We start from the raw sequence: 25116 nt of genomic DNA on the forward strand, positions 1-25116 counted from the left end.
ATGCCCGTCGACGACTGACGATCGGAGTCCGAGCATGTCCCAACCCCCCACCCGGCGCCGTGTGCTGAGCATCGCCGCCGGTACGGCGGCCGCCGCACCCCTCGTGCACGCGGCCACCCCGGCGCATGCCGTCCCGGGCCTGCCCGGTGCCGCGCCCACCCCGCCGAGCTGGTCGGTACTTCCCTTCCCCCTCTCCCAGGTGACCCTCGGCGACGGCGTGTTCCGCCGCAAGCGCGACCTGATGCTCGACTACGCCAGGTCCTACCCGGCCGACCGCGTCCTGGCCGTCTTCCGGGCCAACGCCGGACTCGACACCCGCGGCGCCCGGCCGCCGGGCGGCTGGGAGACCTCCGACGGCAACCTGCGCGGCCACTACGGTGGCCACTTCCTCACCCTCGTCGCCCAGGCGTACGCCGGCACGGGGGAGGCCGCGCTGAAGACCAAGCTTGACCACCTGGTCGCCGCCCTTGGCGAGTGCCAGCAGGCGCTGGCGGAACACGGCTCGCCGAAGCCGAGCCACCCGGGCTACCTGGCGGCGTACCCGGAGACACAGTTCATCCTGCTGGAGAGCTACACGACTTACCCGACCATCTGGGCGCCGTACTACACCTGCCACAAGATCATGCGCGGTCTTCTCGACGCGCACACCCTGGCCGGGAACGCGCAGGCACTCACCATCGCCTCCAAGATGGGCGACTGGGTGCACAGCCGCCTCGGCGGCCTGCCGAAGGCGCAGCTGGAGCGCATGTGGTCGATCTACATCGCGGGTGAGTACGGCGGGATGAACGAGGTGATGGCGGACCTGTACGCCCTCACCGGCCGGGCGGAGCACCTCGCCGCCGCCCGCTGCTTCGACAACACCGCGCTGCTGGACGCCTGCGCCGAGGACCGCGACATCCTCGACGGCCGACACGCCAACCAGCACATCCCCCAGTTCACCGGCTACCTGAGGCTGTTCGACCACACCGGGCAGGAGCAGTACGCGGAGGCGGCCCGCAACTTCTGGGGCATGGTCGCCGGCCCCCGCATGTACAGCCTCGGCGGCACGGGCCAGGGCGAGATGTTCCGGGCCCGGGGTGCCATCGCGGCGACCCTGGACGACAAGAACGCCGAGACCTGCGCGACGTACAACATGCTCAAGCTGAGCCGGCAGCTGTTCTTCCGCGAGCCGGACCCCGCGTACATGGACTACTACGAGCGGGGCCTGACCAACCACATCCTCGCCTCCCGGCGGGACACCCCCAGCACGACCAGTCCCGAGGTCACGTACTTCGTGGGGATGGGCCCGGGTGTCGTGCGCCAGTACGACAACACCGGCACCTGCTGTGGCGGCACCGGCATGGAGAACCACACCAAGTACCAGGACTCGGTCTACTTCCGCTCCGCCGACGGCAACACCCTGTACGTCAACCTCTACCTCGCCTCGACGCTGCGGTGGCCGGAGCGGGGCTTCGTCGTCGAGCAGACGAGCGACTACCCGGCGGAGGGCGTACGCACCCTGACGTTCCGGGAGGGCCGGGGCAGGCTCGACCTGAAACTCCGGGTTCCGTCCTGGGCCACGGGAGGGTTCACCGTCACCGTCAACGGGGTCCGGCAGAGAGTTGATGCGGTGCCGGGAAGCTACCTCACCCTGAGCAGAAGCTGGCGGCCCGGCGACCGGGTCGGGGTCTCCGCTCCCTACCGCCTGCGCATCGAAAGGGCCCTCGACGATCCCACCGTCCAGTCGCTGTTCCACGGACCGGTCCTGCTGGTCGCCCGGAGCCCGGAATCGGGGTTCCGCCCGTTCTCCTTCTACAAGGACTTCACGCTCCGCGGTGATCTCGCCGACGTGATCCGCCCCGAGGGCCGCCCGCTGCACTTCACCACGCACGGACTGACCCTCGCCCCGTTCCACATCGCGGACGACACCCGCTACCACGCCTACTTCAGGCGCTCCGAGCCCGCCATCGTGTTCGGCACGGCCGACTCGGGCGTACCGAACCGCGCCCGCGCCGACGGTCTGACCTTCCTCGACGTGCTGTGGCAGCAGGCCCCGTTCACGACCTCCGGGCGTTTCGTACGCGCGGTGCGCAGTCTTGCCGACGGATGGCTGTCCGAGGGACTGTTCACCCGCGCCGAGCGGGACCGCGTCGTCGCGGCCGCGGTCGGCGCGAACCTGAGGCCCTGAGACAGCGGGCCGCGCCCGGGAGCGACGATCAGGTCGGTTGCCGCTGATCTGGGGGTCGACCCGGAGACGTTGCGGAACTGGGTACGGGCGGCCGGGACAAGTCGGCCCCGGGGCCGGCGGGCGGAGGTACCCGAAGAGCGGCCCACGCCCCTGGAGGCGGAGAACGCTGCCCTGCGCAGGAGCGAGTTGGAGGAAAGAGCGCGAGATTCTGCGCATTCCCGGCGGGGGATGTCTGGTGTAACCGCAGTGGCATGGGATGCCGGGTCGGTCACTGCCCGGCTCTGACCAGCCCGGCGTCGTACGCCGTGATCACGGCCTGGATGCGGTCGCGTGCCCCGATCTTGGCCAGCACTCGTCCGACGTGTTTCTTCACTGTGGACTCGGTGAGGTGGAGCCGTTCGGCGATCTCCGCGTTGGTCCAGCCCCGGCCGATGGCGACCAGGACCTCGCGTTCGCGGTCGCTGAGGGTCCGCAGCCGGGGGTCCGTGGGTGCGGGGGCGCCGGAGGGGGCGAGGACCTGGTGGGCGTAGGCGTCCAGCAGACGCCTGGTGAGGCTGGGGGCCACGATGGCGTCACCGCTCGCGACGGCCCGGATGCCGGCCACGAGTTCCTCGGGTCGGGCGTCCTTGAGCAGGAAGCCGCTGGCTCCGGCCCGCAGGCCGTCGTGGGCGTACTCGTCGAGGTCGAAGGTGGTCACGATGAGTACGCGGGTGCGGCCGCCGGTGGCGGTGATGCGGCGGGTTGCTTCGAGGCCGTCCATGCCGGGCATGCGGATGTCCATGAGGACGACGTCGGGCCGTAGTTCGGCGGACAGGCGGACGGCCTCGGCGCCGTGTTCGGCCTCGCCGACCGGGGTGAGGCCGGGGGTGCCCTCGATGAGCATGCGGAAGCCCATGCGCTGCAGGGGCTGGTCGTCGGCGATCAGTACGGTGGTCATGGCAGGTGTTCTCCTGATGCCGACGGGGTGGGTGCGGCCGGCATGTCGAGCACGATGTCCACGATCCAGCCGTGGCCGGTGGCGCGGGGGCCGATGGTGACGTCTCCGCCGTACATGGCGGCCCGCTGGCGGATGCCGACCAGGCCGTGTCCCGTGTCGCCGGGCCGCGGTTCCGGCTCGGCCCGCACGGGCGCCCCCGGCGGTGTTCCCGTGTCGGTGACCCGTACCCGCACGATGCCGGCGTCGGCGGTCACGGTGACCTCGGCGGCGGTGCCCGCACCGGCGTGCTTGAGAGTGTTGGTCAGGGCTTCCTGGACGATGCGGTACACGGTGAGCTGGACGCCGCTGCCCAGCGTGTCGAGATCGCCCACGCTCCGGTAGGTCACCGTCGGCCCCGCTGAGCGGACCCGTGCCAGCAGGGGGTCCAGGTCGCGGATCCCCGGCTGCGGGCTGAGTGTGCGTACGTCGTCCTGCTCCTCGCGCAGGACGCCCAGGACGCGGCGCAGTTCGCCCATGGCCTGGCGGCCGGTGTCGCCGAGGATGCGCAGGGCCTCGGCGGACTGTTCGCCCCGGTTGGTGGCGAGGGTGGCGGCGCCGTCGGCGACACTGACCATGACGGAGAGGTTGTGGCCGACGATGTCGTGCATCTCGCGTGCGACCCGGGAGCGCTCGGCGGCGGCGGTGAGCCGGACGCGTTGGTCGCGCTCGATCTCCAGGCGCCCGGCACGGTCCTCCAGCGCGGCCAGGTACATCCGGCGGATGCGGAGCGTCAGGCCGATGGCGACGGCGGCCGTCGCCGTGCCCAGCATGAAGAAGAGGCCGAGCAGTGGATGGTCGACCTCCACCAGGACGCCGATCGCCAGCGTGAGGTGGACGACCGTCAGCGCGGCGGCCCAGCCCAGCGCCCGCAGGGAACCATGCAGGGCCAGGCTGTACAGGGCGACGAGCGCGCTGATGCCGGCCTGTTGCCACAGGCCCAGTGACCACTGGGCGAGGTTGAGCAGCGCGATCACGAAGAAGGTGGCGGCCGGAGCCCTGCGCCGCCACCACAGCGGAATGATGAGGGCGGCGGTGAAGAGGAAGGGAACGCCGGAAGGCAGCTCGCCGCGCTGGCTCGTTTCCCCGAAGGGTCCGTTGTCGCTGCCGCTGGAGAGCAGGTCGGGCAGGCTGAGGAGCGCGACGACGAGTACGACCGCCGTGTCGTGGAGCCACGGATGCCGGCGGTCCAGTCGCTGCTGTCGGCTCTGCCCGCGCAGCAGATGGCCCAGGAACGGGTGTGTCCAGGCGGCGTCGAGTCCAGGGGGCGGCTGGAGCGGCGTCCCCTGGGCGGTGTCCTCGGCGGCCGACGCCCCTTGAGGAGTCATGAGCCCGATTGTCCTTGGTGTATTGGTCAGGCGTCGGTCCGGGCCAGCCGGTAGGCCGCCCCGGCGAGTGCCAGCGCCACCCAGCCGGCGAAGACCGCGAGTCCCGCCCCGGGGGAGAGGGAGTTCGACGACTCGTGCAGGGCGTAGATGGCCGACCCCGCGTTGCTGGGAAGATAGGGGATGACCGAGTCCTCCCACGAGTTGGGCAGCAGCGTGGCCAGTCCGGGCAGGATGAGCAGGACGCCGACCAGGACCGCGATGGCCCCGGCGGAGGAACGCAGCACCACTCCCAGCGCCACGCCGAACACACCCACCAGGCCGAGATAGAGTCCGGCGCCCACCAGGCTGCGCAGCACACCGTCGTCGCCCATGGACAGCGCGATCTTCTCGCCGTCCAGGCCCAGCGTGCCCAGCTGGAACGCCACCAGCGCACCGATCGTGGTGAAGACGAACGCGACCACCCCGAACACGGCGCTCTTCGACCACAGCACCAGCAACCGCCGCGGCACCGCGGCGAGCGTGGACCGGATCATGCCGGTGCTGTACTCGCCCGCCGAGATCAGCACCCCGAGTACGCCCACGGCCAGCGACGCGAAGGTCACGCCGAGCAGGGCCAGACTGACCGCGTCGCTCTCGCCGGGGTCAGATCCCGGCGGTCCTTGGTTCGCGACGGCGTCGGGACTGTAAGTGGCGGAGGCGATCGACCCGAGGGCGATCAGCAGGAGCAGCGCGACCGCCAGAGTGATCCAGCTGGAGCGCAGCGACCAGAACTTGGCCCACTCCGAGCGCAGCACCCGGCGGCCGGTCACCTTGTGCACCGTCGTGCGAGCAGCGCCCGGGGAAAGGGTGGTGGCAGTCATCAGGCGGCCTTTCGAGGGGCGTCGACGGGAGCACTGTGGTACTCGACGGCGTCGCTGGTGAGTTCCATGAAGGCGGTCTCCAAGGAGACGGACTGCGGGGTCAGTTCGTACAGCGCCACCCCGTGCTGAGCGGCGATCGCCCCGATCTCACGGGCGTCGCGTCCGGAGACCAGCAATTCCTCTTCGGAGGAGGAGCTGATCGTGACGTCCGGGCCGGCCAGCAGCGAACGCAGCTTGCCGGCCTCGGTGGTGGAGACCTTGACGCCCCCGCCGCCGGCCGCGCGGGTGAAGTCGTCCACTGTGGTGTCCGCGAGCAGCCGGCCGCGTCCGATGATCACCAGGTGGTCGGCGATCAGCGCGGTCTCGCTCATCAGGTGCGAGGAGAGCATCACGGCCCGCCCCTCGTCCGCCAGGCGGCGCAGCAGGTTGCGCACCCACAGCACGCCCTCGGGGTCGAGACCGTTGACCGGTTCGTCGAGCATGACGATGGCCGGGTCGCCGAGGAGGGCCGCGGCGATGCCGAGCCGCTGGCCCATGCCGAGCGAGAAGGCGCCCACGCGCTTGTCGGCCACGCTGGTCAGCCCGGCCAGCTCCATCACCTCCTCCACCCGGCTTCGCGCGATGCCGTGGGTGTGCGCCAGCGCCATCAGGTGGTTGACGGCGGTACGTCCCGGGTGGACGGACTTGGCCTCCAGCAGGGAGCCGATCTCCTGCAGCGGTGCGGCGTGCTTCAGGTAGGTGCGTCCGTTGACAGTGACCGAACCCCCGGTGGGGAAGTCCAGGCCGATGATCATGCGCATCGTGGTGGACTTGCCTGCGCCGTTGGGGCCGAGGAAGCCGGTCACCTCACCCGGTTTGACGGTGAAGGACAGGTGGTCGACGACCGTCTTGTCCCCGTACCGCTTCGTCAGCTCACGTGCTTCGATCATGCGTCTGGCCTTTGCCTCGAACTCGCCCACGGACGTACCGCGGCATCTGCTTCGAAGCTAAGGGGGTGGTCGGTCGCGGGCCTGGGACCACGGGAGACACTTCGGCGTCCGAGTGGTACCGCGGTACCACTCGGGTGTCGCCATCTGTGGCGATATGGTGCTAATTCACCTGCTTGTTGGCCCTGTCGAGGCTGGGGGCGGAGTGCTTTCTTGACGCCTGGCGGGGTGTCACCGAGCCGCTATGGGCATGCAGATCTTTGACTCGTCTTTTTGACCTTGGTCTGGGTGGAGTCGGGAGCGAGGTACGTCGCAACGCCGGCTGGTGTGCGAAGGCGGGCGGTTGAAGGGTTGATGTGGTGGCCGTGTGCTTCCAGGAGTGGGCGGACCTCCTGTTTCGCGCGGCTGATAGTCGGGGCGGTGACGCCGAAGAGTTCGCCGAGGAGGTCCATGGTCGCGAGTCTGCGCAGGTGGAGCACGGTGACCAGGACCCGGTCGGCTGGGGTGAGCTTGGCTTTGGCTCCTGTGCCAGGGGCCACCAGGCGCTCGTGACCGCGGTTGTGACTTGTGGCTGATGCACAGGACCGCCGGTATCCGCGGCTCGAACCGTGCGTGGCTCATCCACTCAAGGAAGGCCTCGGCGTGCGCCCCGCCATCAGGCCCGCCAGAGCTGCCCGCGATGAGACTCCCGTCTTGCGGTAGACCCGGGAGATGTGGGTCTCGACCGTGCGGCGGCTCAGGCAGAGTCGTTCGGCGATCGCCGGGCTGGTGAGGCCGTCGGCGACGAGGTCGGCGATCTCCCGTTCGCGGGCGGTCAGTTCGGCGAGGCGGCGCTCGGGCCCGTCAGCGGCGGCGGCCACCGCCGGGCCAACCGCCTCGGCAAGACCGGTCAGCATCCCGCAGCCCCCGGCCACGGCGAGCCGCCGCCCCCGGTGCCAGGCCGCCTGCCCGCGCCGCGAGCCGTCCGGGTCCGCCGCCGACAGGGAGGCGCCGAAGAGCAGGGAGAACGCCTCCCAGAACACCCCTCCGCTGCGGGCGCTCTCGTCGGCCGCCGCCACGAACAGGTCCGCCGCCGCCTTGTCGTCACCGAGACCGAGGCGTATCTGCGCGGCGCTGCGCATGGCAGAGGCGCGCTGCACAGGCAGATCGAGCCGCTCGGCCTCCTCGCGGGCCCGCTCGGCCCAGTCCTTCGCCGCGTCCAGGTCACCCATGGTGACGGCGGCGGTCACCAGGACCTCCATGAACAGCGGACGCATGGAGGGCTGCATCCGCCGCAGGCCGGGGCCGCCGGCACGCAGGACCGCCTCCCGGGCACGAGCCGGGTCGCCGGCAGTGAGCGCCGCGTAGCCGAGTACACACCAAGCGATGGACGCCCACCAGTTGACGCTCAGACCCGCCGCGGCCACCGCCTCCTCGGCGGTGGCCAGTGGCCGCGGATCGCCGGGTGGGCAGGCGTCGACCAGGGCGTGGGCCCTGGTGGCGAGGACGAAGGCGAGCAGTTCGTCACTGCCGATGCCGCGGGCGATGTCCTCGGCCTCCTCGGACAGTTCCACCGCCGACGCGAGCCGGCAGGTCTGGGTGCGCACGTGTGTCTTGCACAGGAGAAGGTGGGGCAGGAGGTAGATCTGGCCGGTGCGGCGGGCAATGGCCAGGCCGCGATCGGCGTGCCGCTCGGCGTCGGCGAAGCGCTCCAGGAACGCCTCCGCCCAGGCCAGCCGTACCAGCGGCTCGCACAGGCCGGCCAGATCGCCGTCCGGCAGCGAGTCCACGAGGGCCGCCGCCCGGCGGGTGAAGTCGTCCGCAGCGGCCGTTTCCCCCTCGTACGCCTCCCCAAGCGCCGCAACACTCAGCGCACCCGCCACCCCCGTCTCGTCCCCGAGGGAGCGAGCCACCTCCAGGGTGTGTGCCACCTCGGAGCGCACCGCCGGGTACGAGGTGTCGTGCGGGGCCGAGGAGCCCAGCTCCAGGCCCAGCGCCACCTGGTCGGCGAGCGACGGCGCGGGATCAGTGCGGTGCAACTCGCGGCGGAGCAGGGCGACCGCCTCCGAGTAACGTCCCAGATGGCGCTCCATGACGGCGCACAGCACGACAGCAGACGCCCGCGACCCCGTCCCGTCGCCCGGGTCGGGCAGGGCGATCACCTGGTGCAACAGGTCCCGGCTCTCCCGGAGCCGGCCGCCGACGCCCAGCGCCCGGGCCCGCCGCAGCATCAACTCGCGCCGTCTGGCCGCGTGTTCCGGCGTATGCGGAAGATGCCGCAGCACCACCTCAAGCCAGTGCGCGCTGCTCGCGGGCGCCGTCTGCGCGGCCTGCTCGGCGGCCTCGTCCAGCACCGCCGCCGCCCGCGGGTCCCAGCCGGACAGCGACTGCTCGGCGTGGTGCGCCCGCCCGGCCAACGGGGCGCCGGTACGGGCGAGTTCGGCGCCGACGAGCCGGTGGATCTCCGTGCGCTGCCAGGGGGCGGTGCCGTCGCGGACGAGGCTGCGCAGCACGGGGTGACGCAGCGCGATCCGCCCGTGCGTGCCGGTGCGCAGCAGGTCGCGCCGGGTCAGTACGGCGAGATCGTCGGCCAGTTGCCCCGGCTCGTGGCCGGTCACCGGGCCGAGCAGCGCGGGCGTGGCGTGGTCGCCCAGAGCTGCCACCACTTGGACGAGCCGGCCCTGCGACGGCGTCAGCGGGGTCAGCTCGTCGAGCAGCAGCGCCCCGAGGCCGGTCGTGGACAGTCGGCTCACCGACGCGCCCTCGCGGTGCGCCTGGAGCAGGGTCAGCAGGTACAGCGGGTTGCCCTCGCTCGCTGTGAAGAGGCGTACGGCCTGGTCGCGGGCCAGGTCAGGGGTGAGCAGTTCGACGCAGTCCCGCTCGGCGAGCGGGCCGAGGACCGTCCGCCGTACCGTGCCGGTCTCCATGCCGCGGGTGAGGGTCGCGGCAAGCGGCGCGGGGCTCTGCCGGTCGCGGCGGGCGAGGACCAGCAGGACGCGGGCGCGCACGGGGTGCCGTACGAGATGGTCGAGGAGCTCCAGCGACGCGGCGTCCGCCCAGTGCATGTCGTCCAGGACCACGACCAGCCCAGACGCCGCGGCGTGGGTCAACAGGGCGGCGGTGGCCCGGTGCAGGTGGAAGCGGTCCGTGCTGCGGGGAGCGCCGCTCAGCACCGGGGCGACCTCGGCAGCCTCCGGGAAGGATTCGACGGCCTCCGGGGCGAGGTCGGAGAAGGCGTCGGTGAACGGCTGGAACGGGATGTGACGTTCGTACTCCGTCGCCCGGCCGCGCAGCACCGCCGCCCCGCGCCGCGTCGCGGCCAGGCACAGCTCGTGGACCAGCCGGCTCTTGCCGATGCCCGCCTCACCGCCGACGTCCAGCACCGCCGGGCGGCCGGGCACGTCCCCCACCAGTTCCGCCAGCAGCCGGTCGAGCCGCGCGAGTTCCGCCTCTCTGCCGACCAGCGGTGTCCGTTCCGTCGTCATACCCTCACGCCCCCCGCGACAGTTGGTGCCCCCGCACATCCTGTCGTACGCCACTGACAACCTGTGGCTTCGTGTCCTCGATCTCACACCGCGTCGACGGCTACGCGTCGACGGCGAGCCGCCGGCCCGAGCGGGTGGGCGTCGATCAGCGCGGGACGGGCAACCCTCGTCCGGGTGGGACGGGTGGGCCGAACCGATGCGGAAACTACGTAACTGATCTACGTAACAACACGATCGTCCCGGCCCGACGCCCGGGGAAGAATCAAGACCCGTAGGGGCCGCGGCCGTTGCCGCAACGGGAAGGCTCCGGGGATCTCGGGGAGGGCGGATGTTGATCGCCGGCGTAGTGGCGGGGATCGTCCTGATCGTCGTATGGGTGGTCCGGCGGTCGGACGGCCGGTACCGGTTCCGGCCGTCGTTCGAGGCGGCCTGCGAGGTCACGGTCGGCGGCCAAAGACTCGTGGCGTACTCCGGGCACCGCAAGGTGATCCGCCTCGCGGACCCGGCCACGCGCGAGGACACGGCGGTCCTCACGGACTCGCGCACCTGGATCCGTACGCTGTGCGAGGTCGACGTCGACGGCAGGCCCCTGCTGGCGTCCGGCGGCCGGGACGGGGTCGTCCGGCTCTGGGATCTGGAGAACCGAGGCGCGCTGGTGGCCTCCCTCACCGGTCACCGCGGCTGGGTGTACGGACTGTGCACGGTGCGGGTCTCGGGGCGCGACCTGCTGGCCTCGGCGGGCCGGGACGGCGCGATACGCATCTGGGACCCGCGCGACGGCCGGCTGGTGCGCACGATCGACACCGGCCCCCGGAGGGGGTGGACCTTCGCCCTGTGTCAGGTGCGGACGGGCGGGCGAACGCTGCTCGCGGCTGGGCACGGCAACGGCACAGTGACCCTGTGGCACGCCGAGTCCGGGCATGCGGCACTGGAGCTGACCGCGCACAACCGCGCCGTGTGGACCCTGTGCGAGGTGTCCGACGGTGACCGCGCCCTGCTCGCCACCTCCGGCTGGGACGGGGTCGTCCGACTGTGGGACGTGGAGGCACCGCGGGAGGAACGGGCGTTCACGGCCGGCGTCGGGCCCGTGTACGCCCTGTGCCAGGCGGAGGCGGGGGACCGCACGCTCCTCGTCGCCGGCGGGGACGGGCCGGGCACCGCTGTCTGGGACCCGTTCACCGGCGAGCGCGCCGGCGACCTGGGCATGGACCTCGCCGGCTTCGTCAGCGGCCACGGCTGGGTACGCGCCGCCTGCCAGGTCCGGCCTGCGCAGGGCCCACCGCTGATCCTCACCGCGGGGTACGACGACGGAGTACGCGTGTGGGACGTGGCGAAGCAGATCGGTTCGCCTCCTCCGGAGAGAAGAGCGTCCTGATCGCCCACCCGTAACCGTTCCTAAGGACTGAGCGGGTGTGAGTCCTGTTGCCAGGATTCATGCTCAGCCGAACACGCCGAACGGTGCTGGGTGTTCTGGTTGCCCGCGTTCGCTCCGCGTCCGGGCGGCACGCATCTGGTGCGTGGTCCGGGGATGCGGGGGCGGGTTCCCTCACGCCCGGGGATGCCTGGTCGGGCCTGGGCGGTCCGATGCCCCGCACGATCACTCTGGTCGTGTGGGGGCGGTGCCGTCCGTCGCCGGATCGGGTGTCCCTGGGCGCGTCTTCCGATCGCCGCGGCGGCCGCGCCGTGGCGAGTGGTGGTGCGGGTGGTGCGGGTGAGGGGCTTCTGCCAGTGCTGGGCGCCCCAGCGGCTGGTGTAGGCCGGGTCCACCGCGATGACCGCGATGCCAGTGTGGTCGGCCATGGAGGTGAGCCGGGCGCGCAGGCGGGCGGTGGGCATGCCGGAGATGAGCTGCCGACAGCGTTTGTGGCGGCCGTGTTTCTCGCGGGTCTTCTCGGCGGTGAAGTCCAGGTCCTCCACCGCGATCGCCTTCACCCCGCACGACCTGGCCCAGTGCAGCAGGCGGGTCAGGGCGTGGCGGATCCGGGCGTCGCGGTGCTGGGCGGTTCCGGACAGGTCGTAGAAGAAGCGGCGCGGGTCGCCGACCGGGTTGCCGTGCGTGTCCAGGCGCCATGCGGCGAGGTGGTCGGCGTTCATGTCGACACCGATCACCCCCTGGGCGAGAACGGCGGCCAGCGGGAGGGTGGGGGTGGGCGGGACCTGCCACGAGGCGGTCAGGTACCAGCGGTCCCGGTCGACGTCCAGGTGGATGCGGTAGGCGACCGCCCGGTTGGCCGCGACACGGTCAGCCCACTCGGCGCCCCGATGCGCGAACGCGACCCGGCCCGCGAGGACGTACCGCCCGTGCGGGGCGTTCGCCAGATACGCGAGCGGAGCGGGCAGCTTGATACTCACCTCGTCTGCAGGGCTGACGCGGATCGTCTCGTTGCCGTAGCGCTTGCCGGACTCACCGTCGGCGGCGAGGAACCAGCGCTCGGCCTCCCACCGCCGACGCCACCCGGCCCCGGTGAGCCCGGCGGCCTCCAGATGGTGCCGGGTGCGGGCCAGACGTTTGCCGCCACGCACCACACGCACGACGCCCGCTTCCCGGTCGGCCCGCTCGGCATCCAGGCGGTCTTGCAGCACGTGCAGGCGACGCGCCTTGGCATGCCACTCCCGCCGGGACCGGTAACCACCCGGCGCCTGCTTGGAGCCTTTCTGCCCGACGGGCAGGGACAGACGGTGCGTGATGGTGGTAATGCCCGCTTCCAGGCCCTGGATGTACGCCCACTGGCTACGGCGGGCCAGCGCCCACTGGTCGTGCGACGCCTTGGTGATACTGCCCGCCCAGCGTGACGACGACAACGGCGTCAGCTCACGCTTACGCACCGCCCACGCATCAGCGGAATGCTCCAGACCGTCCCGGCAACGCGCCCCTCTCCCTGGGAATCTCCGCCCGTCTCAACGCCCGCTTCGGTGAGCGCAACGTCCTGCTGGCGGGCGTCGTGCTCCTCATCGGCGTCCTCGCCCTCCTCGCCCGCGTCCCCGTGCAGGCCAGTTACGCCGTCGACCTCCTCCCGGTCATGCTGCTCGCCGCGGGCTTCGGCCTCGCGCTGCCGGCACTGACCACACTCGGTATGTCCGGCGCGAACGAGGAGGACGCCGGTCTCGCGTCCGGCCTGTTCAACACCACCCAGCAGATCGGAATGGCGCTGGGTGTCGCGGTCCTGTCCACCCTGGCCGCCTCCCGTACTGAGAGCCTCGCGGCGGAGGGCCGGACGGCGGCCGAGGCACTGACCGGCGGCTACCGGCTCGCCTTCGCGGTGGGCGCGGGTCTCCTGGTCATCGCCTTCGCCGTCGCCTTCACGATGCTGCGCCGCCCCGAGCGGCAGGCCGCCCAGGAGCCGGCCGCCGACACACCGGCTCCCGCCCACGCCGCCGCCTGAACCGCCCTTTCACCCACCCACACCCCGACCACCGAAAGGCTGATCCCCATGAGCGAGAACACCGCCACCGAGACCACCACCGGCACCACCAGGAACGACGGCCCGGCCCCCCGGGTGCTCACCGACCAGGAGCTCTCCCAGCTGCTGCGACAGCAGCAGTTCGGCGTGCTCGCGAGCGTCAGGAGCACGGGCCACCCGCACCTGTCGACCGTCCTCTACGACTGGAACGCCGAGGAGCGCGTACTGCGCGTCTCCTCCACCGCCGACCGCCTCAAGGTCCGCCAGCTGCGCCGCGACCCGCACACCTCACTGCACGTCAGCGGCCCGGACGTCTGGTCGTTCGCCGTGGCGGAGGGCGAGGCGGAGATAGTGGACCCGGCCGACGGGGCGGCCCCCGGCGAGCAGCCGCTGCCCGACCGGCGCGTGACGATCCTGATCCGGGTCCCGCCTGTACGGGACCGCCCTGGACATCCCCGCCCAGGACTGAGGACTACTCAGTGCGTACGCTTCCTAGATAAGTTGATCTTCGAGGGCATCGCTGCAGGTCAGCTTGGCTTTGAGGCGTTCATGACTGTATGATCTAAGCTTAACGAGCGCTTGGTCCTGCGGTGGTGACTGGTTCGCAGATCAGGCATCTCGCCAGGGGGTCGCGCTAGCTGGGCGGCCACCGGAGAGTGTGCCCACCGAACGACATCAGCGGCGAGCCGGGTCCGCGCACCCCGTCCTCGTACCGCCAGTAGCTCAGGCCGAAGGTCCCGGTGAGGAACCCGGCGAGGAAGCCCAGCGCCAGCGGGCCCACCGGGTTGGGGGCCCCCTCCTCGGCCACTTGCCCGCCTACCTCGAAGATCGCCACCCCGAACCCGAGCGCCGCCGCTACCCCGGCCAGGCCCAGCACCAGCCACGCCCACCGGCGGCTCCTGGTCGCCGCGACACTGAGCACCTTGAACTTCAGCGGTTTCTGGCAGCTCCCGCATTCCAGCGCCTCCACCCGTCGGCCCTTCTCCGGCCGCTCGATGTCGATCGGATAGAGAGCAAACTGGCGGACGACATGGCTGCTGTGGATGTCCTTGGACACCATGTGCGCATATCTCAGACCTGGATACGGCCCCAATTCCCGCTTACCCATAGCAGCCTCCCTATATCAGATATCTGTCGGACCGTCCCGACAATCGGTCAGTCCTTCCCCCGCCAGCTATTCCGTGAACCCACGGCCCCGTCGGTCGCCGGGTCCTCACATGCTCAATCTCCGTAACTCGGGGAGCGCAGGACGTCGTTCACGTCGAAGCTGAACGTCGGCGTCGGGTACAGCGGGTCGGGCACACCCGTGGTGTCGGGTACGTCGTACGGGTCGGCGGTGGGCTTGCCCTCGGGGCTGCAGACGTGCGGCGCCGCTGGAGGCGACAGCTCGTACTCGGCCACCCGCTCGGTCCTGAATTTCACGTCCCCGCCGGAGATGTTGAGGCCCCCGGACTCGGTGCTGATGTGCTCGGGCAGTTCCTTGCTCTTGAGGGGCCTGCCGACGTACACCGCGACCAGGGCCCCCGCGCAGACGCTGCGGTCGCCGGCGTAGAGCCTCTCCGGCGTTTTCACGAGGTGCTCCTTACGACCGTCGACGCGCAGCTCGGTCCGCTTCACGGAGTCCATGTCGAAGTAGTAGTCCGGCGGGGCCCCCGTGGCGCTGGTCGTGTACTCTCCGGCGCCCGCCGAGCCGTAGGTGAGCTTCCAGAACTCCACCTGAACGGTGACCGTTTCGCACAGCGGGCCGGAGTAGCCCTCCACGCTCTCGTCGATCGTGACCGGGTCCTTGGAGGTGTCGACGCCTGCGGCGGGGACATCGGCCCCTATTCGCACCCAGCTCACCACCTGTTCCGTCGTCCACCCCCCGTTGGGGTGGCAGCCCTTGGCGTTGGTCGGGTAAAGCGGGGAGGGCGTGGCCGAAGCGGTGGTCGGGGCAGCGGTGGCAGTGCCGGTCACGGAGGGCGTGGCGGCCGATGCGTCGGTGCCGTCTCCGTTGCCCGAGCAGCCGGCCGTCAGCAGCGCGACGGCCGCCAGCAAGGCGGTGACCGGAGCGGCGGCATACCGAGCCGGCCGGTTACGTCCCGTCGGGGCGACGGCGCGGGCCAGCCACCGTACCCGGTCTCCTGCAGACTCCAGCAACGTCATCATCCCGACCTGTGCTCATTGGCTCTACCCGTCGCGCACGGTTCACCCTCGATCAAGACCCTTCCCTAAGCGGACGCTGAAAAGATCAGTAGAACTACGCAATCGGCTACGTATGTTCGCCGGCCGCGGAGTTGCGGCAGTGGCATTGGACAGCCCCGACCAGTGCGTGGGAGCTGCTTCGGCCTGCCCCTGAGCGTGATACGTCATCCGAGCCCATGCGGATCGCGAGAGAGTGGCTCGGGATTACCGGCTAGCGGAGTGTGTGGAGCGTGTGGATGACGTCGTCGGCATGGGTGTCCGGGTTGACGAAGGCCATGCGCAGAACCGTTGCGCCGTTCCATAGTGTCGGCACGCACAGGATGGTGCCCGTTTCGGCAGCCCGGGCGGACCATGACGCGTAGTCCTGCGGGCTCCACCCCGGCCGTTCGAAGAGAACGACGGACAACTCGGGATCGATCGTCAGGCGTAGATGGTCACTGGCGCGTATGGCATCGGTGACCAGCCGGCTGGTGGCCAGTGTCCGTTCCACGGCCTGCGCGTACCGGTCGGTTCCATGGACGGCCAGGCTGAACCAGAACGGCAGGCCGCGGGCGCGGCGGCTGAGGTGGAGGGCCAGGTCCGCCGGATTGTGTGCATCGCGGTCGATGGTGTCGAGATAGTGCGCCGACTGACTGTGCGCGGCGCGCGCCGAGGTCGGATCCCGGTAGAGCAGTGCGCAGCAGTCGTAGGGCGCGAAGAGCCATTTGTGGGGATCGACGATGAAGCTGTCGGCGCGTTCGATGCCGGTGTAAAGATGCCGCACGCTGGGCGCCGCCAGGCCTGCTCCGCCGTAGGCGCCGTCGACGTGCAGCCACACGTCGTGGCGTTCGCACGCGTCGGCGATGTCGTCGAGATTGTCGACCAGGCCGGCATTCGTGGTCCCGGCCGTTGCGACCACGGCGAAGACGCCGGTGGCGGACTCCAGTATCGCGTTTACGGCGGATCCGGTGAGGTGCCCCCGCTGGTCCACCGGAGCGGTGATGATCTCCGCATCCATCGCGCGTGCGGCGGATGTGATCGAGGAGTGGGCGCTGTCGGCGCACACGATTTTCCAGCCGTCCGCCGGCCGGCCCCGCGAGGCGTCGGCAGCGGCGCGGGCCGTGATGAGAGCGGAGAGATTGCCCATGGTGCCACCGCTGACGAAGCATCCTGCTGCGGCGGGTGGCCATCCGAGGAGCTGGGTGAGCCAGGTCAACGCCTCGTTCTCGGCGTGGATGGCTCCGGCTCCGGCTTCCCAGGTTCCCGCGAAGATGTTCGCCGCTCCGGTGACCGCCTCGAAGGCGAGTGCGGCACGAGTAGGCGCTGCGGGGATGTACGCGAGGTTCGTCGGCCCGTTCTGGGCACGGGTGGCGGGGGCCAGGACCTGGTCGAACAGTTTGAGGACTGCGACGCTGCCGATTCCCCGGGGGGTGATGGCCGCACCGGCCGCGACAGCGAGGTCCCTGGCGGAGCGGGCGCTTGTCACCGGATCAGGAGCCTGCATGATGCGCCGCCACGCGTAGTCCATGGCGGTCGCCACGACCTCGTCCTCGTCACCCCACACCCGGCGTCCGACACGAGAGGCCCTATTCGCCGAGGTGCTTTCGCATTGCGCTTTTTGCATGGCGTGAACCTAGAGAGACGTATCGAACTGCGCAATATTCGGAGAAAATCATGAGCAGAATGCTCAATTCGGCCTGCGTCTGATGTGCGATGCTGGGCAACATGCGAAACGCCGACGCCTTCGACGCCCGAATCCTCCTGGCTCTCGACGCGGATCCGCGGGCCACGACGATTGCTCTGGCCGACCGACTCGGTCTGGCCCGCAACACCGTGCAGGCTCGTCTGAAGCGACTTGAAGAAAGCGGCCTGTTGAGGGAGCCCAGCCGGCGTGTGGACCCCGCAGCTCTCGGCTATCCGCTGCTGGCCTTGATCACGTTGTCGATCAGCCAGCGCGTGGGGCAGCCCACCCGTGAGGCGATCCTGCGTATCCCCGAGGTGGTCGAGCTGCTCGTCACCACCGGCGACGGTGACCTCCTCGCCCGTGTTGTCGCCCAGGACACCAAGGACCTGCACCGCATTACGGGTCTGCTGCTCGAAGCGCCTGGCGTGGTCCGTTCCAACACCACCATCGTCCTGCTCGAGGTACAGCCGTTCAGTCTCCGATCCTTGCTGGAGCGACACGCCAGCCCCTGACCTCGCACGCGGTGGCCCCCAACTCGGGACAGCGGCTGAGACGCGACGTGCCGACGGTGACAAATCCTGTCCGCATGAGCGGAACAACACCGAGTCGAGCGTGACGCTCAGGGCCTCCTCGAAGCGTCCGCAGGTGAATTTGGGGCACTGGCTCGGACTCAGTCGGCTGTGCGGACGTGCACGGCGATGGGACAGTGGCCGCAGCAGCCGCCCTCGTTGGCCTCCTTGACCCATGCCGCCGAAGAGGACGGGTGCGCGGTACCCGTCCGGTGCCGACCATGGCCGGCGGACCGGTGACGATGGGGACCGAGCCGGGTTCGGCGCGCAGTGGGGCGCTGGTGGCGAGCATGTTCTCGTTGACCCGGAACTGGTCCAGGACGTTGGCCTGGTTTTCGAAGGAGAAGGTGCCGGACGGGCGGGGGTGAGGGCCAGGCTGGTCGTCGGTGCCCAGCAGCGGCCGCATCAAGTCGAACAGTCGGCGCGCGGCGGTGGAGTTGCGGACTTTCTTGCGCTGCCGGCTGCTCAGGACGTGCTGCGTCGGTGAGGGGGCGAAGGGTGCGTCGTTGAAGTCGCCCATGACGAGTACCGGGGCGTCCCATCCATGCACTTCGAGGGCGCGTTCGTGGAAGCAGGCGAGTGTTCCCCCCCCCGGCCACGGCCCGGTAGGCCGCCGACTCCAGCCGGCCGCCGCTGCGGGAGGGCCAGTGGCTGGCGAACACCGCCCAGGTCTGTCCCTGGGCGGTGCCGAAGTTGACGTGGAGAATCTGGGTGCCGGGACGTCGGGCGGCGGTCACGCCACCGCGTTCAACAGATCGGCGAGGATGCCAGGCCGTTCCAGCGCGATGAAGTGGCCCGCTCCCGGCACCTGTGTGAAATCGGCGGCAGGCAGCAGTTCCTGATCGGCCTGCCGGTCCGAGGGCCGGGACCAGTCGTTCTCCCCGTAGACGAGGTGGACGGGTGCCTTGACCTCGGGGTAGCGCGAGCGGGCGGCGATGAGACTGGGCAGGCTCTGGTACACGGCCCTGGCGACGGTCGGGTAGCCGGGGCGACTGCCCACCTGGAGGAGCTCGTCGACGTAGTCCGCCCGCAAAGCGGCCTTGTCGCCCAGCCCGCCCTGAAGGATCCTGCGAAGAGCGGCCTTGGGTTCCACCCCGGCGATCACCGGGCCCACCCCCGGAGTGAGGACACCGGTGACCACCACACGGGCGAGGAGACTGGACCGGGTGATCCCGCCAGGGAAGTCGTACGTGTTCACCGCGACGACGCGCCGCACCCGCTCCGGCAGATCGGCCGCGGTGGTCAGGGCGAGCACCGCCCCCATGGACTCCCCGACCAGGGTCACATCGTGGAGGTCGAGTTCGGTGAGGAGCCGCTTGACGCCCGCGCGCATGGCCGGCTCGTCGTACGACGCGCCGGGCACGATCTCGGAGTAGCCCATCCCCGGTAGGTCGAGGGCGTACACGGTGTACTGGTCCGAGATCAGGGGGATGAGGGAGCGGAAGTGCTCGGCCTGGGTGCGCACGGTGTGCAGCAGGACCACGGGAGTGCCGGTGCCCGCTTTGAGGTAGCGCAGGGTTCCCTCGTCGCTGCGGTGGCCTGTGCGCGGGGCGATGGTGTGGCTGGTGGTCCCCGGAATGTGAATCGTGGGACGTGGCTCTGGGCTGGGCATCTCGTCAGTTTCCCTTTGTGTGAACTGCTGCGACAGGTGATTCGGATAGGGACCGCTCGGAGGGGGTGACCACGCACCAGCCCATGGACTCATTGAGAAACCGACCGGTTTCCGTCATCGTAAACCGGTCGGTTTCCGTGCGCAAGGCTGAGTTGCCGTCCCCGGCAACAGGGGTAGCGCACAGGAGAGGCGTGAAAGTGTCATCCGCGCAGCGGTCGCCGAGTTTGCGCTCAAGGGTTGCTGGGGATGGCCCGGCCACCTATGGCCGAAGTGGCCCGTCGGCCGCGCGGGTTCAACCCGTTGCGAAGAGTCCGGTGCTGGCCGACGCGCGTTTGCCGGGTTGCGGGCGACGGCCGGGCGCCGGTGAGGGGGTGCCGGGCTTCCGGTCATCCAGGCCGCCTGCGACCTGTATCTGTCCAGGCCGCCTGCGACCTGCGTCTGTCCCGGCCGACCGTGATGGGCGCCTCCGTGCCCAGGATCGTGAGGTCGTCGAGGTGTCACCGCCCGAGACGCTTGCCACTCGGAAACCGATCGGTGTACCCTGCTCGAAACCGATCGGTTTCCCGGGAGTCTCGATCGCCGGGCTGATTTAGAGATCAGTCTCGAACGCACCGCGTCCATCGCGTACTGATCGCGTACGTACTCAACCTCCGGAGTCGTGTTCCATGTCTTCTCACGCCACCTCCAGTATCTTCGTGATCGGCGGTACAGGGGCTCAAGGGATGCCCATCGTCCGCTCTCTTGTCGCCGACAAGAAATACTCCGTCCGGGTTCTCACCCGCGATTCCAGTTCCCCCCGAGCCCAAGCGCTCGTCGCACTCGGCAACGTCTCCCTCCTTGAAGGGTCGTTCGCCGATGAGGACGTGCTGCGGGAAGGGTTCCGCGGCTGTGACGGGGTATTCATCAACATCGATGGGTTCAACACCGGTGAGAAAACGGAGACCTACTGGGCGATCCGCAGTTACGAGATAGCGATTGAAGAAGGAATCAAGTTCTTCGTTTACGGAAATCTTGACTACACCCTCAAGAAGTCCGGCTACGACTCGAGGTTCCGCACCGGCCATTATGACGGTAAAGGCCGCATGGCCGAATGGGTGTTGTTTCAAAATGAAAAGAACAGGGACCGGATGGGTGCAGCGGTCTTCACGTCGGGTCCCTACATTGAGATGGTGATCTCACCGCTCACGCCCATGACGCCCACCGTTGAGGACGGTGTCGTCACGTGGCGAGTCCCTCTCGGCGAGGGAGCTGTTCCTCACGTGGCTCTTGAAGACTGCGGCTTCTACGTTCGCTGGCTCTTCGACCATCCGGAGCGCGCGAATGGCATGGACCTCGAAGTCGCCATCGAGCACATGACCTATGCCGACATGGCTGCGGCGTTCGAGAAGGTCACCGGGCATCCGGCGCAGTACATCGACACTGATCTGGACGCATACTGGAACGCGCCGGACGTGAAGGGCATTGCTGATCAGCCTGCCGGTTACAACGCCGATCCCGACGATAAAAGCACCATGAGCTTCCGGGATAATTTCACGGGCTTCTGGAATACATGGAAGCACGGAATCATCACCAGGGATTACGCTCTACTCGACGAAATCCACCCCAACAGGATCAGAAGTGCTGAGGAGTGGTTCCGCCGGGAGGACCAGGTGGGAAGGGAACTCGGTAAAGGCAGTCTCTGGGAGAGGGTCCAACCGGAGAACTGGAGTCTCGACTCTGCGATCCTCAAGAGCAGTGCGGATATGAGGACGGGCAAGTTGTGAACGGTGAGCGGTATGGCGGCTCGGTAGAAGCTGAGCGATGAGTTGCGTGTCCGCGATCTTCGCCGGGAGTTGCTGCCGGGGAGCGTACGGCTCCGCGGCGGTTCGTCCCGACGGCGACGCCCGTGTCGGCGCAGGCCGAACGCGCCGCGGCAGGCTGCGTTCATCCCCGGTAAGGACGGAGGCTCCAGCGGTGCCGATGGCCGGCCCCACCCACTCATGGCCGCCGACATGCCTTTCCCGGAGACTGGCCCCTGGAACGAGTGCGCCGCGTCGAGGCGGCGGTTGCCGATCGGGGCTCGGGAACGGGCGCTGTCCGAGAAGGCCTCGGTCTTCACGCCGACTGTGTGCCGGTGCCGATCTGTTGGGTGAGCTTGAGCAGTTCTTCGACGTGGTAGATCTCGGTGATCTTGCCGTCGGCCACGCGGACGATGTCGGTGCCGGTGATGTCGACCGGGTTGCCGCTGGCGGCGAACCCGAAGGCGTCTCCGGTGTGGGTCCCGGTCATCCGCCAGTGCAGGACCACCCAGCCGCCGGGAAGCTCCTGCTGGAACAGGATCCGGTGCTGCGTGCCGGTGAAGCCGTCGCGGACCGCGGCGATCAGCGCTCGCATGCCGTCGATGCCCGAGGCGGCGTCACCAGCGGGGTTGTGGTCGATCACATCCGGGGCGAACACCTCGTCCGCCCCGGCGACGTCGCCGGTGTCGTACAGCTCAAGGTTGCGCGCGGCGACCCGCAACGCGGTGCTCGTGGCCGAGCGCACCATCTCGCTTGAGGTGTTGGCCGTACTGATCGCGGTCATGAGGTCCTCCATGGTGTGGGGTGCGGGCTGCTCCGGCTACAGTTCCCTGAGGGAATCAGTTCCCTCAAATGAACTAATGGGGGGAGCATGAGTGAGCTGGATCACCCTTTGCCGGAATGTCCGATCGCCCGGTTCCTGACCGTGCTGGACGGGCCCTGGGCGACGCTGATCGTGAGGGAGCTGCTGACCGGCCCGAAACGCTTCACCGAGCTGCGCGCCGGGCTGCCGGGGATCAGCCCCAAGACCCTGTCCTCACGGCTGCGACGATTCGTACTCCTAGGGCTGGTCACCCGCACGGCCTATCCGGAGATCCCGCCCCGCGTGGTGTACGAACTCACCCCGGCAGGCGCACGACTCGAGGTCGTGCTGGCCACCATGGGCGCCTGGGCCGAACAAGACCTTCCCCGCACTGGCGCGTTCCCCATCGAAGATCGGTAACCAGCGCCCACCGACTGCCTGGGCGCTCAGCGTAAGAGAAGTGGTCAGGGAGACCGAAACGGTGCCTGACAGGACATCTCAGGCCGAAAAGGGCTGGCTGGCGCGGCTTGGAGAATCCGGGCCCGCAGACAGGTACTGACGCAGCGGCACAGTACGAGGTCACCGTCGGCACCGGCCCACTCGCGGTGGCAGGCACAGTGAGCGTCCCCTGCGGGCAGGCTCCCGGTCCCGGCGTGGTGCTGCTCGCCGGTGGTGGGCCGTTTGACCGCGACGAGACCAGCGGGCCAGAACAAACCGCTCAAGGACCTGGCCTGGGGGCTCGCCAGCCGCGGGGCGACGGTGCTGCGCTTCGACAAGGCGACATACGCCCACGCCGAGGCGGCCGCGGCGCCGGACCTGACGATGACGCAGGAATACGTGCCGCATGCCGTTGACGCGGTCGGCCTGCTCCGTGGCCACCGATCGGTGGACCCCGAGCGGGTCTTCGTCCTCGGCCACAGCATGGGCGGCAAGATCGCCCCCGCCGTCGCCGCACCCACGGTGGCAGGCCTGGTGATCATGGCCGGTGACACGCAGCCGATGCACCACGCCGCTGTCCGCGTCGTCAGTTACCTCGCCACCGTGCTTCCCGACCAGGTCCCACCCGCGGTCATCGAGACCTTCCAGCGGCAGGCCTGCCTGGTCGACAGTGCGGAGCTCACGCCTTCGACCTTCGCAGCGGATCTGCCGTTCGGCTTGTCCGCGCCGTACTGGCTCGAACTGCGTGACTACGACCCGGTTGCGATCGCGGCCGGACTCAGCAAGCCGGTGCTCATCCTCCAAGGGGGACGCGACTACCAGGTCACCGTCGCCAACGACCTGGTGCGATGGCGGACGGGCCTGGCCGGCCGCCCGGAAGCCGATATCCGTGTCAATGACGCCGACAATCACCTGTTCTTCTCCGGCGCAGGACCATCCACCCCCGCCGAATACGGAACTCCGCAGCATGTCGACCCCGCCGTCATCGCCGATATCGCCCATGGGCTGAGCCACGGCCAGGGGTGAGCGTTCGCGCCCCTGTGAGCCAGCGGTCGGCGGCCTCCAGGCAGGGCACGAGCACACGGCCGAACCCCGCGCGCCGGGGATGTGCCCCGCTCACCCTCGCGACAGCGCCGACAGGCCGAGTACCGCCGAACTGAACGCCCCGCCACCGCTCGGCACGAGCAGACTCGTGACCCCTCATGCTCGCAAGGCGCTTCTTCGGCAGGCACTCAGGAGAGCGGGAGCTCCTCCTCGTCCGTGTTGACGCCCAAGGGCCACACAGCGGCCTTCCCGCACGCTCCAATGGCCGTGAGGACGATCCCGCTTACGCTCTCTGTGACCCCGGCGGGCCGGGTGTGTCAGCCGGTGGCTGGCGGAGGCTGTCAATCTCCCGCCGGGATCCCAGGATCCTGGGCCGGCCATCGCTCTCTTCGACCCACCAGCGTTGACCGGCGCCACGTGCCGTGAAGGCCCTCGGCGTGCGCGGCAGGCACGATGTGAGCCATGCCGACCGGCTATTCATCCGAGCGAGCTCGTCAATCAACACGCCTTGATGTGGCGCACGTTCGCCCAGTTCTCACCGGTCATCTTCGTGGCAGGTGCGGCGCCTCTGAGAGCGGAACTGCCGTCCACATAGTAGAACCTCGCCCGTGTGCCCGGAGTCTGGTTGTTGTCCCACGAGCCCACGGTGGACCACGGGATGAATGTCTTCACCCCGCAGTCCGTCATCGCGATCTGAGCCCCCTCAAGGTTGGGGCGCGAGTAGGCGCAGATGTACAGCCACCAAGCTCCGCCGGTGCAGAGGTCGGCGGTGGCCGTGAACGAGCGGGGGCGTGCCTCGCCCGGCACGGGGATCGAGATCGTGGCAGCTCCGTGCAGGTCGATCTGGTTCGCGGAAACCTGGGTTCCGCCCACCTTGGCCAGGTAGGAGTCAACTTCCTGCTGCAGGGCGCGGGCCTGTGCGGCGCTCAGTCCGGCAGCGCGGGCCTGGGAAGTGAAGTTGGCCTCCCCGTTTCAGTTGGTTCGGCCGAGCTGGGCTGACTGTGGATGGGCCGTGGCTGTCGGCGGGCGGGTATGCCTGGGACCCGGCGCTCGGGTCGGGTGCTCCGGTTTCCTCGGGTTGTGGGTGGGCAGAGGCAGCGCCGATGTCAGGTTGCTGGTCTCGGCAGGGCCGCGAGGCAGGCGAAAGCGTTCGCCAGCTCATGTCTCCATGGCCAGGTGGCGGCGATCCGCAGGTGGAGGCGGCGGCCGCCGCGGGTGATGCGGGCGGCGGCGTGCAGCAGTCGGTAGCGGAGCTTCTTCGGCTCGGCGGTGGCCAGTTCGCCGTCCAGCAGCAGGGTGCGGGTCCAGGCGAGCAGGTCGATTGCGGTCAGGGACAGCTCCAGCCAGGCAGCGTTGACCTGGAAGAGGCGGGAGGGGAAGCGGTCGAAGCCGGTGGCTTTGCCGCAGCGGATGCGGTCCTCGACGCGGGCGTGCGCGCGGTGGCGGACCTCGAGGCGCTGGATGGATCCGCGGCCGCCCGCGAGGGGAGTGTCGGTGAGGAAGACTTGGTGGCGCATGCCCTCGTCGAGGTCGAACAGGGAGAGCTGGGCGCCGGGATGCGGGCGCTCACGTCGCACGATGATGCGGGTGCCGTCGGGATATCCGGCCTTCAGGCGTCCATGGGCTCGGTCGGCGACTCCTTCGACAATGCCCTGGCGGAGAACCTGTGGATGCTGATCAAGACCGAGTGCATCCGCGGCCGCGTCTTCGTGACCAGGGCCGAGGCGAATCTCGCGCTCTTCGAGTACATCGACGGCTTCTACAACCCCCGCCGCATCCAGAAGCGGCTCGGCTACCGCAGTCCCATCGAGTTCGAAGAGAAGCACTACGCCGACCAGGCAGCGGCCGAACCAGTGAACCTGAAACCACGTCAACCCGCCCTGACCTTCTAGTCAGCCACTCCCGCA

The 25116-nt window shown here is 69.6% G+C and carries 20 protein-coding genes and 4 pseudogenes; 10 read left to right on the plus strand and 14 right to left on the minus strand.

Translation table 11 applies throughout. The features are described from left to right. Positions 1-34 precede the first annotated feature (34 nt). On the plus strand, positions 35-2167 hold the full coding sequence (locus tag JIX56_RS47290) for a glycoside hydrolase family 127 protein (RefSeq protein ID WP_257550620.1): 2133 nt from the start codon (positions 35-37) through the stop codon (positions 2165-2167). A 27-nt stretch (positions 2168-2194) separates the two neighbouring features. Next, complete coding sequence (locus tag JIX56_RS48290) at positions 2195-2452, plus strand: transposase (RefSeq protein ID WP_443032097.1); 258 nt, start codon at positions 2195-2197, stop codon at positions 2450-2452. Here the strand turns inward: JIX56_RS48290 and JIX56_RS47295 are convergent. The 6 genes and pseudogenes from JIX56_RS47295 to JIX56_RS47315 form a co-directional block, all read right to left on the minus strand. Next, the gene (locus tag JIX56_RS47295) at positions 2436-3104 is read right to left on the minus strand and encodes a response regulator (protein WP_257550622.1); all 669 of its coding nucleotides are present in this window, start codon (positions 3102-3104) and stop codon (positions 2436-2438) included. The genes JIX56_RS48290 and JIX56_RS47295 overlap by 17 nt on opposite strands. Continuing rightward, on the minus strand, positions 3101-4468 hold the full coding sequence (locus JIX56_RS47300) for a sensor histidine kinase (protein WP_257550624.1): 1368 nt from the start codon (positions 4466-4468) through the stop codon (positions 3101-3103). The genes JIX56_RS47295 and JIX56_RS47300 overlap by 4 nt, the downstream gene beginning before the upstream one ends. A gap of 26 nt (positions 4469-4494) precedes the next feature. Further along, the gene (locus JIX56_RS47305; protein WP_257550626.1) at positions 4495-5328 is read right to left on the minus strand and encodes an ABC transporter permease; all 834 of its coding nucleotides are present in this window, start codon (positions 5326-5328) and stop codon (positions 4495-4497) included. Beyond that, positions 5328-6257, minus strand: a complete 930-nt coding sequence (locus tag JIX56_RS47310) for an ABC transporter ATP-binding protein (protein ID WP_257550628.1) — start codon at positions 6255-6257, stop codon at positions 5328-5330. The genes JIX56_RS47305 and JIX56_RS47310 overlap by 1 nt, the downstream gene beginning before the upstream one ends. 239 nt (positions 6258-6496) lie before the next feature. Next, positions 6497-6811: pseudogene (locus JIX56_RS48295) on the minus strand (helix-turn-helix domain-containing protein); the annotation flags it as partial. Between the two features lie 60 nt (positions 6812-6871). After that, positions 6872-9718: a helix-turn-helix transcriptional regulator gene (locus JIX56_RS47315; RefSeq protein WP_257550630.1), complete on the minus strand. Its 2847-nt coding sequence runs from the start codon at positions 9716-9718 to the stop codon at positions 6872-6874. Between the two features lie 328 nt (positions 9719-10046). Between JIX56_RS47315 and JIX56_RS47320 the strand changes: the two genes are divergently transcribed. Beyond that, on the plus strand, positions 10047-11093 hold the full coding sequence (locus JIX56_RS47320) for a WD40 repeat domain-containing protein (protein ID WP_257550632.1): 1047 nt from the start codon (positions 10047-10049) through the stop codon (positions 11091-11093). A 20-nt stretch (positions 11094-11113) separates the two neighbouring features. Here JIX56_RS47320 and JIX56_RS47325 read toward each other — a convergent pair. Next, positions 11114-12589, minus strand: a pseudogene (locus JIX56_RS47325) (IS200/IS605 family accessory protein TnpB-related protein); the annotation flags it as partial. A 2-nt stretch (positions 12590-12591) separates the two neighbouring features. Between JIX56_RS47325 and JIX56_RS47330 the strand changes: the two are divergent. Both JIX56_RS47330 and JIX56_RS47335 read left to right on the plus strand, forming a co-directional pair. Next, positions 12592-13101: pseudogene (locus JIX56_RS47330) on the plus strand (MFS transporter); the annotation flags it as partial. 48 nt (positions 13102-13149) lie between these two features. Further along, a pseudogene (locus JIX56_RS47335) lies at positions 13150-13588 on the plus strand (pyridoxamine 5'-phosphate oxidase family protein). Between the two features lie 165 nt (positions 13589-13753). On the opposite strand, the gene JIX56_RS47340 reads toward JIX56_RS47335, so the two are convergent. The 3 genes from JIX56_RS47340 to JIX56_RS47350 all read right to left on the minus strand — a co-directional run bounded on the left by JIX56_RS47340 (position 13754) and on the right by JIX56_RS47350 (position 16822). Beyond that, positions 13754-14227 carry a hypothetical protein gene (locus tag JIX56_RS47340; RefSeq protein WP_257550634.1) on the minus strand — a complete coding sequence of 158 codons (474 nt, stop codon included), beginning with the start codon at positions 14225-14227 and terminating at the stop codon, positions 13754-13756. Between the two features lie 113 nt (positions 14228-14340). Next, positions 14341-15267, minus strand: a complete 927-nt coding sequence (locus tag JIX56_RS47345; RefSeq protein WP_257550635.1) for a hypothetical protein — start codon at positions 15265-15267, stop codon at positions 14341-14343. Positions 15268-15514: 247 nt separating this feature from the next. Continuing rightward, entirely contained in the window at positions 15515-16822 is a 1308-nt protein-coding gene (locus JIX56_RS47350; protein ID WP_257550637.1) for a pyridoxal phosphate-dependent decarboxylase family protein, read from the minus strand. Between the two features lie 185 nt (positions 16823-17007). On the opposite strand from JIX56_RS47350, the gene JIX56_RS47355 reads away from it, so the two are divergent. Then, positions 17008-17478 carry an Lrp/AsnC family transcriptional regulator gene (locus JIX56_RS47355; protein ID WP_257550639.1) on the plus strand — a complete coding sequence of 157 codons (471 nt, stop codon included), beginning with the start codon at positions 17008-17010 and terminating at the stop codon, positions 17476-17478. Between the two features lie 790 nt (positions 17479-18268). Here the strand turns inward: JIX56_RS47355 and JIX56_RS47360 are convergent. Beyond that, positions 18269-19147 carry an alpha/beta fold hydrolase gene (locus tag JIX56_RS47360; protein ID WP_257550641.1) on the minus strand — a complete coding sequence of 293 codons (879 nt, stop codon included), beginning with the start codon at positions 19145-19147 and terminating at the stop codon, positions 18269-18271. A gap of 665 nt (positions 19148-19812) precedes the next feature. On the opposite strand from JIX56_RS47360, the gene JIX56_RS47365 reads away from it, so the two are divergent. Beyond that, entirely contained in the window at positions 19813-20910 is a 1098-nt protein-coding gene (locus JIX56_RS47365) for an NmrA family NAD(P)-binding protein (protein ID WP_257550643.1), read from the plus strand. A 331-nt stretch (positions 20911-21241) separates the two neighbouring features. On the opposite strand, the gene JIX56_RS47370 is transcribed toward JIX56_RS47365, so the two are convergent. After that, positions 21242-21709, minus strand: coding sequence for an ester cyclase (locus JIX56_RS47370; protein ID WP_257550645.1), 468 nt, complete (start codon positions 21707-21709; stop codon positions 21242-21244). Positions 21710-21796: 87 nt separating this feature from the next. Here JIX56_RS47370 and JIX56_RS47375 point away from each other — a divergent pair, with 87 nt between their 5' ends. Both JIX56_RS47375 and JIX56_RS47380 read left to right on the plus strand, forming a co-directional pair. Beyond that, positions 21797-22147, plus strand: coding sequence for a winged helix-turn-helix transcriptional regulator (locus JIX56_RS47375; protein WP_257550646.1), 351 nt, complete (start codon positions 21797-21799; stop codon positions 22145-22147). Positions 22148-22486: 339 nt separating this feature from the next. After that, on the plus strand, positions 22487-23191 hold the full coding sequence (locus JIX56_RS47380; RefSeq protein WP_257550648.1) for an alpha/beta hydrolase family protein: 705 nt from the start codon (positions 22487-22489) through the stop codon (positions 23189-23191). A 516-nt stretch (positions 23192-23707) separates the two neighbouring features. Here the strand turns inward: JIX56_RS47380 and JIX56_RS47385 are convergent. Further along, complete coding sequence (locus JIX56_RS47385) at positions 23708-24082, minus strand: hypothetical protein (protein ID WP_257550650.1); 375 nt, start codon at positions 24080-24082, stop codon at positions 23708-23710. 233 nt (positions 24083-24315) lie between these two features. Then, positions 24316-24786 (minus strand): transposase, encoded by a 471-nt coding sequence (locus JIX56_RS47390; RefSeq protein ID WP_443032010.1) that lies wholly within the window; start codon positions 24784-24786, stop codon positions 24316-24318. Between JIX56_RS47390 and JIX56_RS48300 the strand changes: the two genes are divergently transcribed. Further along, positions 24718-25101: an IS3 family transposase gene (locus JIX56_RS48300; protein WP_443032011.1), complete on the plus strand. Its 384-nt coding sequence runs from the start codon at positions 24718-24720 to the stop codon at positions 25099-25101. The genes JIX56_RS47390 and JIX56_RS48300 overlap by 69 nt on opposite strands. Positions 25102-25116: the final 15 nt, after the last annotated feature.

The sequence above is a fragment of the Streptomyces sp. CA-210063 genome, assembly GCF_024612015.1.
Lineage (GTDB): Bacteria > Actinomycetota > Actinomycetes > Streptomycetales > Streptomycetaceae > Streptomyces.